This is a genomic window from Kocuria sp. KSNUG (assembly GCF_049532735.1).
GTDB classification, from domain to species: Bacteria; Actinomycetota; Actinomycetes; order Actinomycetales; family Micrococcaceae; genus Kocuria; species Kocuria rhizophila.
The window spans coordinates 2,745,138-2,760,674 of sequence record NZ_CP150981.1 but is presented as its reverse complement, the minus strand read 5'-3'; the positions used below and the strand labels follow the sequence as shown (position 1 = coordinate 2,760,674).

The window sequence follows — 15,537 nt, the reverse complement described above, 5'->3', positions numbered from 1 at the left end:
TGCGCCAGTCTACAAGCCGGGTCCGACCGCTGCGTTCCACCCGAGGTGCGGTCCGGCTGTGATTTCCCCGGCAGGCTGCTCCCGCGCGCGAGCACGTCACGGCAAGTAGTGTGGTGGCCATGACCACATGGGAATACGCAACCGTTCCGCTCATGATCCACGCCACCAAGCAGATCCTCGACAACTGGGGGGAGGACGGGTGGGAGCTCGTCACCGTGCTGCCCGGCACCCAGGCCGCGGACACCCCCGCGGGCAACATGACGGCGCCCGTGCAGACCAACCCGATCGCCTACTTCAAGCGCCCCAAGAACTGAGCGCGAGGAGGATCACGCCATGAGTGAGGAAGTCGAAGCCAGGATTGCGCGGCTCGGCCTGCAGCTGCCCGAGGTGGCCAAGCCCCTGGCGGCGTACGCTCCGGCCGTGGTGAGCGGCAACCACGTCTACACGGCGGGGCAGCTGCCCCTCGTGTCCGGTTCGTTGCCGGCCACCGGCGTGGTGAGCGACACCGGCGCGGAGGGCACCGTGTCCCCCGAGCGCGCCGCCGAGCTCGCCGAACGCTGCGCGCTCAACGCCATCGCGGCCGTGAAGTCGCAGATCGAGGACCTGGACCGGATCCAGCGCATCGTGAAGGTCACGGGCTTCGTGGCCAGCGCCCCGGACTTCTACGGCCAGCCGGCCGTGGTGGACGGCGCGTCCACCCTGCTGGGCAGGGTCTTCGCGGGCGCCGGTGTGCACGCCCGCTCCGCCGTGGGTGTCAGCGTCCTGCCGCTGAACTCCCCGGTGGAGGTCGAGCTGATCGTCGAGTTCGCCTGAGCATGTCCGGTCACCGCGGCGGGGAGCGGATCTTCGCCGTGCCCCCCGCCCACGCCAAGGCGGCCCGGGCGTGGCTGGACCGCGGGATCGGGCTCAACGGTTCCTCGCCGCGCCACGGGGCGGCCACCGTCTTCGTGAGGGACGGGCAGCGCGGGGTGGAGACGCTCATGCTGCACCGCCCCGGGCGGCAGGCCATGGGCACGCTGTCGTTCCCCGGCGGCATCACGGAGGCCAGCGACGACGAGCCACTCGACTGGCGCGGGCCGTCCTCGGCGGAGTGGGCCCACAAGCTGCTGTCCGAAGACATCGGCCTGGCCCGGCGCAGCCTCGTGGCGGCGGCCCGCAAGACGTTCGTGGAGGCGGGGATCCTGTTCGCGGGAACCCCCATGCACGGGGTGGCGGAGAACGTGGAGGGCGTGGACTGGATGCGCTCGCGGGAGCTGCTGGCCACGGAGGACATCTCGTTCGCGGACCTGCTGGCCAAGCGCAGCATGGCGTTCCACAGCGAGTGCCTGCGGCCCCTGTCCCACTGGGCCACGTCGGACTTCGTGCACCAGCGGCTGGACCTGCTGTTCTTCGCGGCCGCGGTGCCCGTGGGGCAGCGCCACTGCGCGCTGGCCACCCAGCGCGGTCGGGCCTGGCTGGGATGGGTGGATGCCCGCGCGCTGCTCGAGGACCCCTGGTCAACGGACGTGCCCGAGACGTTCCGGCAGCAGGCGGAGGACTCCGCGCGCAGCGACGACCCCTGGCACTTCGACCTGGAGGAGCTCACCACACCGGGCGTGCGGTGCGCGGTGGAGGCCGTGGCCGAGGCGTCCTCGGCGGTGGCCTTCCTGGCGGCTCGGCGGGACATGCGCGTCAAACGGCCGCGGCTGGACCTGCGGGACGGTGAACCCGTCCTCGTGCTCGACGGCTGAGACCCGCCCGCACCCTGCGTGCGGTGCAGAACGCGAGACGCCCGCGGCACGTGCCGCGGCACGTGCCGCGGGCGTCGTCGTGATCCGGGGAACGGATCAGCGCGAGCGCTGCTTGAGGCGCTGCAGGTCCAGGATGACCACGGCGCGGGCCTCGAGGCGGATCCAGCCGCGCTGGACGAACTCCGCCAGCGCCTTGTTCACGGTCTCGCGGGAGGCGCCGACCAGCTGTGCGAGCTCCTCCTGGGTGAGCTCGTGGGCCACCAGGATGCCGTCTGTGGCGGGGCGGCCGAAGCGGTCCGCGAGGTCCAGCAGGGCCTTGGCCACGCGGCCGGGGACGTCCGAGAACACGAGGTCCGCGAGGTTCTCGTTGGTGCGGCGCAGCCGGCGGGCCAGGGCCTGGAGCAGCTGGGCGGAGACCTCGGGGGAGTGCTGGATGACCTTGCGCAGGTTCTCGTGCTTGAGCCCGGCCAGGCGGGTCTCGGAGACCGCGGTGGCGGAGGTGGAACGGGGACTGGGGTCGAACAGAGCCATCTCGCCGAAGATCTCGCCCGGGCCCATCACGGCCACGAGGTTCTCACGGCCGTCGCTCGCGGTGCGGCCGAGCTTGATCTTGCCGGAGACGATGAAGTAGAGCTGGTCGCCGGGATCGCCCTCGTGGAACAAGGTGGCGCCGCGGGAGAGATCCACCTCGGTGATCTCCTTGGTCAGAGCGGCGAACGCCTCGTCGTCCAGGGAAGCGAAAAGCGGAGCGCGGCGCAGGACGTCGGTATCCAAGGTAGATCTCCTCACGAAGAAGGGTGAGCCCGTGTGGGGGCCACGTGCTAGATGACGTTCCATCGTAACGAATTTCACACGGTCCGGGTCCAGCCCTCGGGTGGTGCTCAGAGTGAACGTTCAGGGAATTATCGGGTTCCAGGTCCGGGCCCATTGCGCGGAGCCGGGATTCATGGTCTGCCCCGTCACCCACCGTATGCTCGACCCGACACGCACCAGCTCCCGCGTGGCCCCCCACCTTTAGAGGACCTCCATGACCCTGGCCCTGAACCTCCTGGACGTGCTGCTGATCGTCGTGCTCCTGGCGTACCTGGTGGCCGGATACCGCCGGGGGTTCTTCCGGTCCCTGGCCGCGATCCTGGGGCTGGTCCTGGGGGCGGTGCTGGCGTTCTGGGCCGGCCCCGTGGTGGCCTCGTACGTGGACCCGCAGTGGCAGATTCCCGCCGTGCTGCTCACGGTGCTCGTGCTGCTGGCGCTCGGCGAGTACCTGGGCACCCTGCTGGGCCGGACGCTGTCGGGGCTGCTGGAGAAGTCTGGCGTGGGGCTGCTGGACCGGCTCGGCGGCGCGGTGCTCAACGTGGCGGTGGCGGCACTGGTCATCTCCCTGCTCGGTTCCCTGGTGGGCCAGTTCGGTCTGCCCGCGCTGTCCCAGCAGGTGGCGTCCTCACAGGTGCTGCGGGGCATCGAGCGGCTCACGCCGGACGCGGTGCGCCACGCCATGACACAGACACGCAACGCGATCAGCGGCGCGCAGGGCATCCGTCAGCTGGACGAGCTGCTCTTCCCCACGGAGGCGGCACCGGATCCCCAGGACACCCCCGACTCCCAGGTGGTCGCGGATGCCGGGCAGTCCGTGGTGCAGGTCTACGGCACGGCCGCACAGTGCGCGCAGAACCAGACGGGCTCAGGGTTCGTGGCGCAGCCAGGCACCGTGGTCACCAACGCGCACGTGGTGGCCGGGGTGGACCAGCCGGTGGTGGAGACGCGCGACGGTCGGGTCTACCAGGCCCAAACGGTGCAGTACGACGCCGCCTCGGACCTCGCCGTGCTGCGCGTCCCCGACCTGCCGGAGGCCCCGCTCCCCATGCAGAGCGAGGTGAGCCCGGGGGAGTCCGTGTCCTTCGCGGGATACCCCCTGGGCGGTCCCTACACCCTGCGTCCGGCCACCATCCAGGGTGAGGCGGTGGCACCCGTGCAGAACGTGACCACGGGTGAGACCCAGACTCGCAGCATCATCCAGATCGCCGGCAACGTGGAGCAGGGCAACTCGGGTGGTCCGCTGCTCAACGCCAACGGCCAGGTGGTGGGCGTCGTGTTCGCCAAGGCGGTGGAGGGTGAGGCCGGGTACGCGATTCCCGTGGAGCGGGTCACCGAGATCCTCGCCACCACCGGGGACTCCACGGTCCCCGTGCCCACGGGCCAGTGCGTGGCGGGCTGACCCTCTGCCCGGGGCCGTGGACGGACCGGACGCACCGAGCACGCCGCCGCGGGGTGGCGCACCGGGTGTTTCAGCCGATCCCGAGGTTACGGGCCACCACGTCCACCGCGAGCTCGTACCCGAGCACGCCCGCCCCGGCGATCACGGCCGTGGCCTGCGGCGAGACGAACGAGGTGTGCCGGAACCCCTCCCGCCGGTGCACGTTGGAGATGTGCACCTCCACGACCGGCATCTCGCACATCTCCAGCGCGTCGTGAATGGCCACCGAGTAGTGGGTCAGGGCGGCGGGGTTGATCACGATCCCGCAGGCCTCCGTGCGCGCCCGCTGGATCCAGTCCACGATCTGGCCCTCCCAGTTGGACTGCTCGAACACGACCTCCAGGCCGTAGCCCTGCGCCCTGGCGCGCACGTTCGTCTCCACGTCCGCGAGCGTGGTGCTCCCGTAGATCTCGGGCTTGCGGGTGCCCAGCGTGTTCAGGTTGGGGCCGTTGAGGACGTGGATCGGCAGCTCGCTCATGCCCCCATTCAAGCGCATCGGCACCGCCCACCGTGCCACGGACGCGCGCCGCCGCGGTGCCCCTCCCGGGCAGATCGTGCGGGCCGTTCCTCCGGCGGGTGGCGCCGCCCGGGCATCCGGCGGTCTCCGCCGCGCCGGCCCTCGGCACGGACGACGCCGCCGCGGTGCCTCCCGTGGGGAAGGCGCCGCGGCGGCGTCGTGGGTGGAGCGTGCGGGTGGGCTACTTGGCGCCCAGGGAGTCCACGATCTGCTGCATGACCGTCTGGTCCGCGAGCGTGGAGACGTCCCCCACGGGGCGGTCCTCCGCGACGTCCTTGAGCAGGCGGCGCATGATCTTGCCCGAGCGGGTCTTGGGCAGCTCGGGGACGATCAGCACCTTCTTGGGCTTCGCGATCGGGGAGATCTCCCGGCCCACGTGCGCCCGGATCTCCTCGGCGAGCTCGGCGGCGTCCCGGTTCTCGGCGGTGGCCTGGTCCGAGAGGATCACGAACGCGAAGACCGCCTGGCCCGTGGTCTCGTCCTTGGCGCCCACCACGGCGGCCTCGGCCACGGACGGGTGGGAGACCAGGGCGGACTCGATCTCGGGGGTGGACAGGCGGTGGCCGGAGACGTTCATGACGTCGTCCACGCGGCCCAGGATCCACACGTCCCCGTCCGCGTCCCGCTTGGCGCCGTCACCGGCGAAGTACTTGTCCCCGAACTGGCCCCAGTAGGTGTTCACGAAGCGCTCGTCGTCACCCCAGATGGTGCGCAGCATGGAGGGCCACGGCTTGCGGACCACCAGGAAGCCGTCCGTCTCGTTGGGAAGCGAGGTGCCGGCGTCGTCCACCACGTCCACGGCGATGCCCGGCAGCGGCACCTGCGCGGAGCCCGGCTTGGCGGTGGTGACACCGGGCAGCGGGGAGATCATCATGGCGCCGGTCTCGGTCTGCCACCAGGTGTCCACGATGGGGCAGCGCCCGCCGCCGATCACGCGGTGGAACCAGGTCCACGCCTCGGGGTTGATGGCCTCGCCCACGGTGCCCAGCAGGCGCAGGGAGCTGAGGTCCCACTCGCCGGGGATCTCCTCGCCCCACTTCATCATGGTGCGGATGGCCGTAGGGGAGGTGTAGAGGATGCTCACGCCGTACTTCTGCACGATCTCCCAGAACCGGCCGCGGTGCGGGGAGTCCGGGGTGCCCTCGTAGATCACCTGGGTGGCGCCGTTCACGAGCGGCGCGTAGGCGATGTAGGTGTGGCCGGTGACCCACCCGACGTCCGCGGTGCACCAGTAGACGTCCGTCTCCGGCTTGAGGTCGAACACGTTCTTGTGGGTGAACGCGGCCTGGGTGAGGTAGCCGCCGGTGGTGTGCAGGATGCCCTTGGGCTTGCCGGTGGTGCCGGAGGTGTACAGGATGAACAGGGGGTCCTCGGCGTTCTGCTCCGAGGGCGTGTGCTCGGTGGAAGCGTTCTCGGTGACCTCGTGCCACCACACGTCACGGCCGTCCTGGAACGCGACGTCCTCGCCGTTGCGCTTGACCACCACCACGTGCTGGACGGAGCTGCCACCCTTCTCCAGGGCGGCGTCCACGGCGGGCTTCAGCGTGGTGGGCTTGCCGCGGCGGTAGGAGCCGTCCGCGGTGACCACGAGCTTGGCCTCGCCGTCCTCGATGCGCGAGCGGAGGGCGTCCGCGGAGAAGCCGCCGAAGACCACCGAGTGGATCGCGCCGATGCGCGCGCACGCGAGCATGGTGATCACGGCCTCCGCGATCATGGGCAGGTAGACGGCCACGCGGTCTCCCTTGCCCACGCCGAGCGCCTCGAACGCGTTCGCGGCCCTGGAGACCTCGTCCTTGAGCTGCGCGTACGTGTAGGACGCGCTGTCCCCGGGCTCGCCCTCGAAGTACAGGGCCACGCGGTCACCGTTGCCGGCCTCCACGTGGCGGTCCACGGCGTTGTACGCGGCGTTGAGGGTGCCGTCCTGGAACCACTTGGCGAACGGCGGGTTGGACCAGTCCAGCACCTCGGTGAACGGGGTGGACCACGTGAGCAGCTCGCGGGCCTGGTTCGCCCAGAACTCCTCGCCCTGCTCCTCGGCCCGCGTGTACAGCTCCGCGGTGGCGTTGGCCTGGGCGGCGAACTCCTCGCTCGGGGCGAAGGTCTTCGGCTGGGCTGCGGGATCCGGGGTCATGGTGCTCCTTCACTGGGGCCGGTGCGCGCCGCTCGCGCGGGCGCGTGGTGCAGTTCACATTCTCCCGTCCAGCCTAGTGGAACCGCGCGGGCCCGCTCCATCGCGTGCGGGCGCATGTCGGGCCCGTGGCACAGCGCCCGGGCGGGTTTGACCCCCGTCACGGGGCACAGCATGATCGAGGGCATGGAGACCCCCGCCGCAGCCGAGCACGTGCGTTTCGTCCCGGCGCGGCAGGCGGAGCAGGCGGCCGCGCGGCGTCGTCGTGCCGGGAGCGAGACGGCCCTGTCCAGGACGCGGCGCGCACGGCGCATCCAGCGGATCCTCGCGCAGACGTACCCCTACGCCGTGGCGGAGCTGGACTTCGACGACGCCTGGCAGCTGCTCGTGGCCACCGTCCTGTCCGCGCAGACCACCGACATCCGCGTCAACGCGGTCACGCCGGGGCTTTTCGCCGCGTACCCGGGCCCGCGCGAGCTGGCCGAGGCGCCCGCCGAGGACGTCCAGGAGATGGTGCGCTCGCTCGGCTTCTACCGTTCCAAGGCACGGTCCATCCAGGCCCTGGCCACGCGCATCGTGGACGAGTACGACGGCGCCGTGCCCGGCACGCTCGCGGAGCTCGTGACCCTGCCCGGCGTGGGGCGCAAGACGGCGAACGTGGTGCTCGGCAACGCGTTCGGGGTGCCCGGGATCACCGTGGACACCCACTTCGGACGGCTCGCCCGCAGGCTGGGGTGGAGCACCCAGGACGATCCGGTGAGGGTCGAGGCGGACGTGGCCGCACTGTTCCCGTCCGCGCTGTGGACCGAGCTGTCCCACGAGCTGATCTACCACGGGCGGCGGATCTGCCACTCCCGCAGGCCCGCGTGCGGGGTGTGCCCCGTGGCGGACCTGTGCCCCTCCTACGGCGAGGGCCCCACGGACCCGGAGGCGGCGCGGACGCTGCTCGGCTACGAACTGAAACCCGGCCGCGAGGACCTGCTGGCCGGGTTCATGGCGGGACGCACCCGGCGGCAGCTGCGCGCCGAGGGACACACGCTCAGCGCGTGAGAGGACGGACGATGACCACTTCCCAGGCCCAGCCGGGCAGCCCGCGCGAGCAGCTCGTGGAGCTCGCGCGCCACGGCTCGTCCGTGATGATGCAGGACCGCGAGCCGTGGCGGATCGGGCAGCTGGACGAGAACTTCCGGCACTCGGCGGTGCTCATCCTCTTCGGCGCGCTGGACAGCGTGCCCTCCGCCTACGCCGAGCACGCGGAGGGCCCCGGGCGGGACCTGGACGTGCTGCTGGTGCAGCGCGCCTCCACCTTGCGGGCGCACCCCGGCCAGGTGGCCTTTCCGGGCGGGCGCCTCGACCCGCCGGACGGGGAGCTGGGCACCACGCTGGAGGTCCCCGGTGGGACCGTGAGCGCCCCGCACGTGCGCGCGGCGCGGCGTGAGGCCCATGAGGAGACCGGGGTGGACCCGGACGGGGTGGAGGTGCTCGGTGCACTGCACGAGGTGCCGCTGCCCGTGAGCAACCACCTGGTGACCCCCGTGATCGGGTGGTGGCGCAGCCAGTCGCCCGTGGACGTGGTGGACCACGCCGAGTCCTCCCTGGTGTTCCGCGTGCCCGTGCTGGACCTCATCAACCCCGCGCACCGCTACTACGCCACCGTGACCCGGGGGAACCAGACCTACAAGTCCCCGGCGTTCGACGTGCGGGTGGCCGGTGTCCCCGAGACCGTGACCGTGTGGGGCTTCACGGGCGTGGTGCTGGACCGGGTGCTCGAGTGGCTCGGGTGGTCCGTGGAGTGGGACCGCTCGGTGAAGCGGCCGGCGCCGGGGATGGGGCCGAAGGACTAGGGCCAGGCTGAGGCGCGCTCTGCGCCAGCCCAGAAAATAATTCGTGTGAGGTAGACCACCTGACTGCTAATCTCCGAGCTATCCACAGCGGTGTCCTCATGCGAGAAGAGCGGTCATGCGATCACAACGGATCATCAGTGTGGGCGGTCTTCAGGTGGAGTTCGTCACTCCCGTGGAGACCGTCCGCGCTGTGAACGGGCTCGACGTCTCCTTCGCGGAGGGGGAGTTCGTGGGGCTCCTGGGGGCCAGTGGGTCAGGCAAGACGACCTTCGTCAATGTGCTGGCCGGGTTGGAGAATGCCACGGTGGGTGTGGTCACCGTTGCTGGACACGACATGGGTGCGCTCAGCTCGACGGAGCGGGCCCGGTTGCGCCGTGAAGACATTGGTGTCGTGTTCCAGGACAACAACCTCATCCAGGAGTTCACGGCACGGGAGAACGTCGCCCTTCCACTGATCATGGGCGGGGTCCGGCGCAGGGACGCACACGCCGAGGCCGATGAGATGCTGGGTGTCCTCGGTCTCTGGGACCTTGGCGACAGGGTTCCCGGTCAACTCTCCGGTGGTCAGCAGCAGCGGGTGGGTGTCGCCCGGGCCCTGGTGGGCGGTCGGCAGGTACTTTTGGCGGATGAGCCCACCGGTGCGTTGGACACCGAGAACTCCCGGGCGATCTTAGGTCTCTTCGCCGAGCTGGCCAGTACCGGCGTGACGGTGGTGGTGGCCACCCACGACAGCCTGATCGAGGAATACGCCGACCGAATCCTTGTGCTTCGCGACGGCCACCTCGTCGAGGACCGGCCCGCCCACGGGGCGCCGGTGAGTGGACGGTGAAGCATCCCGTTGCCCACCTGGTGGGTTTCTACCTGCGCTCACGCGTTGTCCGCAGCATCGTGGTGATGTGCTTCATCGCGTCCTTCGCGGTGGTGGCAGCTTTCCAGACGGCGGCAGCTCTGCGTCTGGACGGGCCGCAGCAGGCGGCACAATATCTCGGGGATGCGCAGTACGCCGCGGAGGTTCCGACTCCGTCAGGCAGCATCCGGGCCCTCCACGATGAAGAGGACCGTCTCGGGGCTGCCGTGACTGGCGCTGGGGGCACCGTGGCCAGCATGGGCCAGGTGGTCTCGTTCCTGGACCTGGATGAATCATCTGAGCAGGTGACGCTGTGGGAAGGAGACTGGTCCGAGAACCCCTATCCCGAGCGTTTCTCCCTGACCGAGGGGCAGTGGCCGGACTCCGACAGGGATGTGGTGGTGCAGGACACCCTGGCCACCTCGTATCCGGTGGGAGACCAGGTCTCGCTGTTCTCTGGCGGGGTGAAGTTCACTGTCGTCGGAATCGTCCACGACGACTTGCAGAGGAAGGGGTCTCTCGTGCTGGCGGCCCCCGGCGGGTGGGACCGCGTTGTCCAGTACGCGAGCACGGGACCTGCCCGCTATGACGCCGACGAGGCACGGACCATGGTGCGCTGGAACGGTGGCGATGGCACGGCTGTGCAGTCAGCGATATCTGCCGAGCACGGGGGTGGAGACGCGGCCCCGGGGGAGCTGACGTCTTTCTCCTTCTACTCCCGGGAAGATTTCCTCACCTCGCCTGCACCGGGGCTGGCGACAGTGCCTGCGCTGATCGGGGTGGTGCCTCTGACCGTGGTTCCGGTGACGGTCGGTGGGCTGGGGGCGCTGCTGCTCACGCGTCTCATCCGGCGTTCACGGCTGAGCATGTGGCGGATCGGTGTGGATTCGCGCACCAGCGCCGTCGCCGGGTGGTTGGCTGTGCTCGTCGCCGTGGGCGGAGCAGGTTTGACCGGTGGTCTTCTCGGGGCTGGGGCGGCATGGGTGCTGCGCCCGGCCGTGGACCGCCTCTCCGATCACGCCCTGAGTCCCTTTGCGGACCCGGCCCCTGCCGTGCTGCTCGTGGTCGTCTCTGCAGCCGCCGGGGCAACGGGCGCCCTTCTCGTGGGTGGCCTGGGTCGTCGACCAGCAGGAAGTGCCCGGCCGGGAAACGCGGCCGACGGTCAGTCATCCCGGGCGAGGATGGTGGACACCGTGCTGGTCGTCCTCACAGCCCTGGCCTGCGCCGGGTTGTCCTGGGCGGCGTGGAGTGCTGTCACACAAGGTCTTGCCTCCACCGCTGCCGCCACACGCACCACCGTGGTGCTGTGCATCGCTCTGGCTCTGGCCGTGGGACTGCTGGTCCGCGGGGCGGTGATGCTGCCCACCGGTGGTCCCGTGTCCGCCCTGGCGCTGCGGCGTCTGCGTCGCACCGCAATCACCACCATGGTCACGGCGGCAACCCTGGCGTTGGTGGTCGCGGTGCCGGTGGCGCTGGCCACCACCACGGCCACCGAAGCGCAGGTGATCAACAGCACGATTGTCTCCGCCGTGCCCGCTGACCAGGTCGACCTTGGGTACTCCACCGCTTCCAGGGGCGGGGTGCCGGCCACGGTGCACCACCAGTTCGAGGACCACACCGGACTCACCGATCCGGTGGACCTGCGCACGGTGCTCGCCTCCTCTGATCCTGGAGACGGGGCGGAACCAGCCATGAGCGGACTCCCCACAGCAGTGGCGTCACCGGCCGCTCTGGAACGCGTCCTGGGCCGGGCACTGACCGCTGACGAGCAGCAGAGCTTCACGGCCGGGAAGATCCTCACCACCAAACCCGTGACCGTGGACCGGGTGGAACTCAGTTCTACACAGGGGCCATCAGCTACCTTCGCACTCGACGCCCTGAGCCAGGTGCCGCCGGAATACCGGGAAGCCACCGCCGGTTTCGTTGCCTCCCAGGCCGTGGCCAAGCTGCCGATGGAAGCCACGTACTACGTCTACACCGGGTTGACACCCCAGCAGATCGAACGAGCTCGTGCCGCACCCCTGGAACTGGGCTTCGACCCGTCCTGGGTCCGGACCCAGGAACCACCGGTGATGTTCGAGACCCCTCCCGCGTGGATCATCACCTCGTGGGTCATGGTCGGCGTCGTGGTCCTGATCGCGGCTCTGCTGGCCCGGGCACAGGCCAGGGTGCTCCAGCCCTACCTCGGTGGTCTCTACGCCGTGGGGGTGGGGCCGTCCATGCTGCGGCGGGTCGTGCTCGCCCAGATGGTGATCCTTCTCGGGCTTCCCGCGGCCGGGGGCATCCTCGTGGGGGTAGCCGCCACAGCCGCAGTGTGGGCACTGTTCCCCGAACCAGCCGCCGTGACCGTGCCTTGGACGGTCGTGGGAGTGGCCTCAGCGGGGTGCGTCATGGCCATGGTGATCGGCACCGTGACCGGCGCGGCGCGCCTGAATGCCCGCGCGCGCTTCACCGACTGACTCGGGGCCCGTCCACCGGGCCGGCCAGAGCCGCATCACCACAGACGCCCCGGGACGTCACCAGGACCAGGGCTTCTTCACGATCCGCGAGGCACACGCCGATGCCCAGCGGGGCTTCCCCGGAGTCATCCTGGACCGCGTGGGAGACTCAACCGCATGATGATGTGGCAGTCAGAGATCGGCCGGGTCCTGGAACTGGAGCGCGACCTGCAGTCACATTCCACTCGAGGTGATGTGGCGCGTCTCCGTGAACTACTCGCGCCGGATTTCGTCGAAATTAGTGCTTCCGGTCGCCAGTGGGACTTGGAGACGATCCTTGGTCTCTTGAACAAGGAATTGAGCGCACCTGACAGCACGGAAATCGAGATGGTCGGTTTGTCGGCACGCACTTTGGGCCCCGATGTCGTTCAGGTGTTCTGGGAATCTCGACGAGGGGAACGACGGGCTCGCCGGACATCCTTGTGGCGGCGCAGCGGCGGCAACTGGCAACAGGTCTACCACCAGGGAACGCCGCTGACTTGAAACCGCTGCACGGAAGCCTCACGTGCTGGCCTCGGAAGACGCGGCCGACCGCGTGTGCACTCCGACGGGGCGGTGCGGGGCGTTTTCGTACCCGGTCGCAGACCCCTGTCGGAGACTTCCCCTCAGCTCTCGTCGAGGCGCATGGCGCGGACGGGTCGTGACGTCACCAGCAGCAGGACACCCACGAGTCCCACGAGGCACACGCCCACGCCCAAGATGGCGCTCAGCCCGGCGGACACAGCGGCGCCGGAGAGCACCGGGGCCACCACGGATGCCAGTCCGCCTACCAGTCCAAAGGTGGCGAGCACGCGTCCCTGCATGCCGGATGCGGTGCGGGCGAAGACGTAGCCGAACAGCCCGCCGTTGAGAGCGGGGGAGGGCAGCATGCACACCACCGCGATCACGAACATGAGCACGGGGTGGGGTGGTGCCGCGAAGAACGCTCCGAACGCCACCACCATGAAACCCAGGCCGAGGATGGCGGTCCAGCCGGCGTGAACATGGTCGGTGATGACCGGGGTGATGGCGCTGCCGAGGATGCCTCCCACCGCGAACCCGGCCATGACCAGCCCGATCTGGAACGCAGGCATCCCTTCGGCGCGCAGGGAGAACACGGCCCAGGTGGTGGCGGTGAACACCATGAGGTTCACCAGTGGCGCGCTGATCAGCACCCGGAGCAACGCGGCTTCACTGGCGAGGTAGCGCAGACTCTCGCGATATCCGCTGCTGATCTGGCGGGGCAGCATGCGTTTCCGGGCGTCCGCACCGAGAGTGGGCGGAGGGCCCAGGTCGACGGTGATGGGACGCAGGCACAGCAGGAATCCGGCATCGCACATGCAGCGCAGAATGAACGGCAGCCCCGGGAGAACGCCGTAGAGGGCTCCTGATGCGGGGGACCCGACGATGGAGAGTGTTGCGCTTCGTGCGTGTCCTGCACTCACGGCCCGGGGGTACTCGACGGGCGTGATCAGCGTCTTGAGGGATCCATCCAGCGCCGGATCCGACAGGCCGGAGGCGGCCGAGGCCACCGCAGTGAGAGCGACGAGCGTCGCCGTGAAGCCCCAGGAAGGCCCCGCACCCGCCAGGGTGACGCCCACGAGCAGGACGGCCAGAGCGACGTCGGCGGCGCACAGCGCCAGGACGGCCCGGTTCAGGAGCGTACGACGCGACCTCAGGTCCGCGAGCCCACCGCCCACGATCCCTGCCACCAGTTCGAGTGCCGTGAGGCAGCCCGCTGCCACGCCGGCAACAGCGACATTCCCGGTGGCGTCGATGATGGCCAGGGAAACCGCCAGGTTGGTGCTGGACGACACCGTCAAGAACGTGGTGGCCCCGAACCACCGTCGGTAGGACGGATGACGGAACGGGTTGCGGGACTTCACCACTGTGCGCTGCGGGGCCTTTGCTGCTGGGAGCGGGACGCCTCAACATAGCACCGGTGTGTGCTGCAGCTCACTTCGCGTCCGCGTAGGACGTCACCACAGTGGTGGCCACCGGGACCTCCACCGGCACCGTGCCGAACACCGTGTGCACCGCCTGCTCCGCGGCATGCTCCACGATCTGCTGCACCCGGTCCGCGTGCTGCTCGGCGCAGTGCACCATGACCTCGTCGTGGAGGAAGAACACGAGCTCCGCGTCCACATCCGCGCTGTGGAGGCCCTGCCGGATGTGGCCGAGCCACGCGAGGGCCCACTCCGCCGCCGATCCCTGAACCACGAAGTTGCGGGAGAACCGCCCGTGGCTGCGGGACGCCTGCGCGGCGCGGCGCTCGCCGGCCTGCGTGTCCGTGGCGCGCTGCACCTCGAACCACTCCGGGCCCGGCGCGGGGGACCAGCGGCCCAGGTAGGTGCACACCTGCTGGCCGAGCTCGCCCACGCGCGCGGCGTGCTCCACGTAGCCCACGGCCCGCGGGAACATGCGGGTCAGCTGCGGCATGAACCGCCCACCCGCCCCGGACGTGGCGCCGTACATGGCCCCGAGCAGCGCGAGCTTCGCGTGGGAGCGCTCCGTGAGCTCGGAACCGCGGGCCTGGCCCTGCTCCGCGATGGCGGTGTAGAGGTCGCGGCCGCGCGAGGCCTCGGCCAGGGCGCCGTCGCGCGCGAGGATGGCGAGCACGCGGGGCTCGAGCTGGGCGGCGTCCGCGACCACGAGCGCGTGCCCGGGATCTGCACGCACCGCGTCCCGGATGTACTTGGGGATCTGCAGGGCACCCCCGCCGCGCGCCGCCCACCGGCCGGTGACGACGCCGCCCACCACGTACTCGGGGTGGAAGCGGCCCTCGTGCACCCAGGTGTCCAGCCAGTGCCACCCGGTGGCGGAGAAGACCCGGGAGAGCTTCTTGTACTCCAGCACCGGGGCCACGGTGGCCACGCGCTGCTCCTGCGGCTGACCGTTGACGAGCGTCCACTCCTGGAGCTTGAACGCGCGGGTGGTGTCCACGTCCACCCCGGCGTTGCGCAGGGCCTTGAGCAGCTCCACGGGCGAGTCCGGGTTCAGGGTGGGAGCGGCCAGCGCGGTGCGGACCTCCTGTGCGAGCTCCTGCATGCGTGCGGGGCGCTCCTCTCCCGCCGGGCGCGGGCCGAGCTTGTCCTCCAGGATCTGCTCGTGCACCGTGGGGTTCCACGGAATGCCCCGGTGGCGCATGTCCGCGGCCACGAGCGCCCCCTGGGACTCGAGGCTCAGCAGCCGTTCGAGGCGCTGCGGATTCCGGGCCGTGGCGCACGCGCTGGTCTGGGCCGCGAGCTCTTCGATCAAATCCGTCACGCCCGGCCCATGCTCCTCTGCCACCGCGAACAGCGATCCCTGGTTGCTCGCCGGTGCCAGGGGCCGGGGCCCTGGAACGTGCCGGGGGTCCGCCGGTTCGAGGACGGGACGGTAGGCGAGGGGGCGGGGTTCCCCGGCGTCGTCGGGCGCGCCTGAGCCCGGCGCGGTGGAGGCCGTGGCGAGGATGGTGGCGCACAGTCCCAGGTCCCGGCACCGCGTGACCCACACCCCCGCGGCGCACAGCAGCGCGGCGGGCACGGAGGTGTCCTGCCAGGTCCACACCGGGGGCTGCACACCCGCGCGGGCCGCCGCCTCCTCCCGCTGGGCGACGACGCGGGGCAGCTCCGCGTCCGAGACCGTGAGTTCCTGCCCCGCGCGCTCGCCGTTGGCGGAGACCACCTGCAGGACCCAGGTCCCGGGCTCGGCGGCGGCCACCACGATGTGCATGGGGTTCATTATGCGGACCGGTTCCGACA

The 15,537-nt window shown here is 70.5% G+C and carries 14 protein-coding genes; 9 read left to right on the top strand and 5 right to left on the bottom strand.

Annotation, left to right across the window (positions count from 1 at the left end):
• The first annotated feature begins 119 nt into the window (after positions 1–119).
• The 3 genes from AABM36_RS12140 to AABM36_RS12130 are packed head-to-tail and all read left to right on the top strand — an operon-like array spanning position 120 to position 1,730.
• Positions 120–314 (top strand): DUF4177 domain-containing protein, encoded by a 195-nt coding sequence (locus AABM36_RS12140; protein ID WP_019310048.1) that lies wholly within the window; start codon positions 120–122, stop codon positions 312–314.
• Between the two features lie 19 nt (positions 315–333).
• Positions 334–813 carry a RidA family protein gene (locus tag AABM36_RS12135; protein ID WP_406921326.1) on the top strand — a complete coding sequence of 160 codons (480 nt, stop codon included), beginning with the start codon at positions 334–336 and terminating at the stop codon, positions 811–813.
• Positions 814–815: 2 nt separating this feature from the next.
• Positions 816–1,730 carry a hypothetical protein gene (locus AABM36_RS12130; RefSeq protein ID WP_406921325.1) on the top strand — a complete coding sequence of 305 codons (915 nt, stop codon included), beginning with the start codon at positions 816–818 and terminating at the stop codon, positions 1,728–1,730.
• A 96-nt stretch (positions 1,731–1,826) separates the two neighbouring features.
• Here AABM36_RS12130 and AABM36_RS12125 read toward each other — a convergent pair whose 3' ends face one another.
• On the bottom strand, positions 1,827–2,504 hold the full coding sequence (locus AABM36_RS12125) for a Crp/Fnr family transcriptional regulator (protein ID WP_019310051.1): 678 nt from the start codon (positions 2,502–2,504) through the stop codon (positions 1,827–1,829).
• 253 nt (positions 2,505–2,757) lie between these two features.
• Between AABM36_RS12125 and AABM36_RS12120 the strand changes: the two genes are divergently transcribed.
• Positions 2,758–3,942 (top strand): MarP family serine protease, encoded by a 1,185-nt coding sequence (locus tag AABM36_RS12120; protein ID WP_423446553.1) that lies wholly within the window; start codon positions 2,758–2,760, stop codon positions 3,940–3,942.
• 70 nt (positions 3,943–4,012) lie between these two features.
• Here the strand turns inward: AABM36_RS12120 and aroQ are convergent, their stop codons facing one another.
• Complete coding sequence (gene aroQ / locus AABM36_RS12115; protein WP_423446551.1) at positions 4,013–4,459, bottom strand: type II 3-dehydroquinate dehydratase; 447 nt, start codon at positions 4,457–4,459, stop codon at positions 4,013–4,015.
• 220 nt (positions 4,460–4,679) lie between these two features.
• Entirely contained in the window at positions 4,680–6,629 is a 1,950-nt protein-coding gene (gene acs / locus AABM36_RS12110) for an acetate--CoA ligase (protein ID WP_423446549.1), read from the bottom strand.
• Between the two features lie 183 nt (positions 6,630–6,812).
• Between acs and nth the strand changes: the two genes are divergently transcribed.
• From nth to AABM36_RS12085, 5 genes are all read left to right on the top strand, one after another.
• On the top strand, positions 6,813–7,676 hold the full coding sequence (gene nth, locus AABM36_RS12105; protein WP_423446547.1) for an endonuclease III: 864 nt from the start codon (positions 6,813–6,815) through the stop codon (positions 7,674–7,676).
• Positions 7,677–7,687: 11 nt separating this feature from the next.
• Positions 7,688–8,470: an NUDIX hydrolase gene (locus tag AABM36_RS12100; RefSeq protein WP_423446546.1), complete on the top strand. Its 783-nt coding sequence runs from the start codon at positions 7,688–7,690 to the stop codon at positions 8,468–8,470.
• 190 nt (positions 8,471–8,660) lie between these two features.
• Entirely contained in the window at positions 8,661–9,299 is a 639-nt protein-coding gene (locus AABM36_RS12095; protein ID WP_423446544.1) for an ABC transporter ATP-binding protein, read from the top strand.
• Positions 9,296–11,776, top strand: coding sequence for a hypothetical protein (locus tag AABM36_RS12090; protein WP_423446542.1), 2,481 nt, complete (start codon positions 9,296–9,298; stop codon positions 11,774–11,776). The genes AABM36_RS12095 and AABM36_RS12090 overlap by 4 nt, the downstream gene beginning before the upstream one ends.
• Positions 11,777–11,932: 156 nt before the next feature.
• Positions 11,933–12,298: a DUF4440 domain-containing protein gene (locus AABM36_RS12085; RefSeq protein ID WP_423446541.1), complete on the top strand. Its 366-nt coding sequence runs from the start codon at positions 11,933–11,935 to the stop codon at positions 12,296–12,298.
• A 122-nt stretch (positions 12,299–12,420) separates the two neighbouring features.
• On the opposite strand, the gene AABM36_RS12080 is transcribed toward AABM36_RS12085, so the two are convergent.
• Both AABM36_RS12080 and AABM36_RS12075 read right to left on the bottom strand, forming a co-directional pair.
• Positions 12,421–13,611 (bottom strand): hypothetical protein, encoded by a 1,191-nt coding sequence (locus AABM36_RS12080; RefSeq protein WP_423446539.1) that lies wholly within the window; start codon positions 13,609–13,611, stop codon positions 12,421–12,423.
• Positions 13,612–13,750: 139 nt separating this feature from the next.
• Positions 13,751–15,508, bottom strand: coding sequence for a bifunctional 3'-5' exonuclease/DNA polymerase (locus tag AABM36_RS12075; protein ID WP_423446537.1), 1,758 nt, complete (start codon positions 15,506–15,508; stop codon positions 13,751–13,753).
• Positions 15,509–15,537 lie beyond the last annotated feature (29 nt).

Coding starts and splice junctions, on each gene's coding strand:
- AABM36_RS12140 (WP_019310048.1), top strand. CDS start 120: ATGACCACATGGGAATACGCAACCGTTCCGCTCATGATCCACGCCACC.
- AABM36_RS12135 (WP_406921326.1), top strand. CDS start 334: ATGAGTGAGGAAGTCGAAGCCAGGATTGCGCGGCTCGGCCTGCAGCTG.
- AABM36_RS12130 (WP_406921325.1), top strand. CDS start 816: ATGTCCGGTCACCGCGGCGGGGAGCGGATCTTCGCCGTGCCCCCCGCC.
- AABM36_RS12120 (WP_423446553.1), top strand. CDS start 2,758: ATGACCCTGGCCCTGAACCTCCTGGACGTGCTGCTGATCGTCGTGCTC.
- aroQ (WP_423446551.1), bottom strand. CDS start 4,459: ATGAGCGAGCTGCCGATCCACGTCCTCAACGGCCCCAACCTGAACACG.
- acs (WP_423446549.1), bottom strand. CDS start 6,629: ATGACCCCGGATCCCGCAGCCCAGCCGAAGACCTTCGCCCCGAGCGAG.
- nth (WP_423446547.1), top strand. CDS start 6,813: ATGGAGACCCCCGCCGCAGCCGAGCACGTGCGTTTCGTCCCGGCGCGG.
- AABM36_RS12100 (WP_423446546.1), top strand. CDS start 7,688: ATGACCACTTCCCAGGCCCAGCCGGGCAGCCCGCGCGAGCAGCTCGTG.
- AABM36_RS12085 (WP_423446541.1), top strand. CDS start 11,933: ATGATGATGTGGCAGTCAGAGATCGGCCGGGTCCTGGAACTGGAGCGC.
- AABM36_RS12075 (WP_423446537.1), bottom strand. CDS start 15,508: ATGCACATCGTGGTGGCCGCCGCCGAGCCCGGGACCTGGGTCCTGCAG.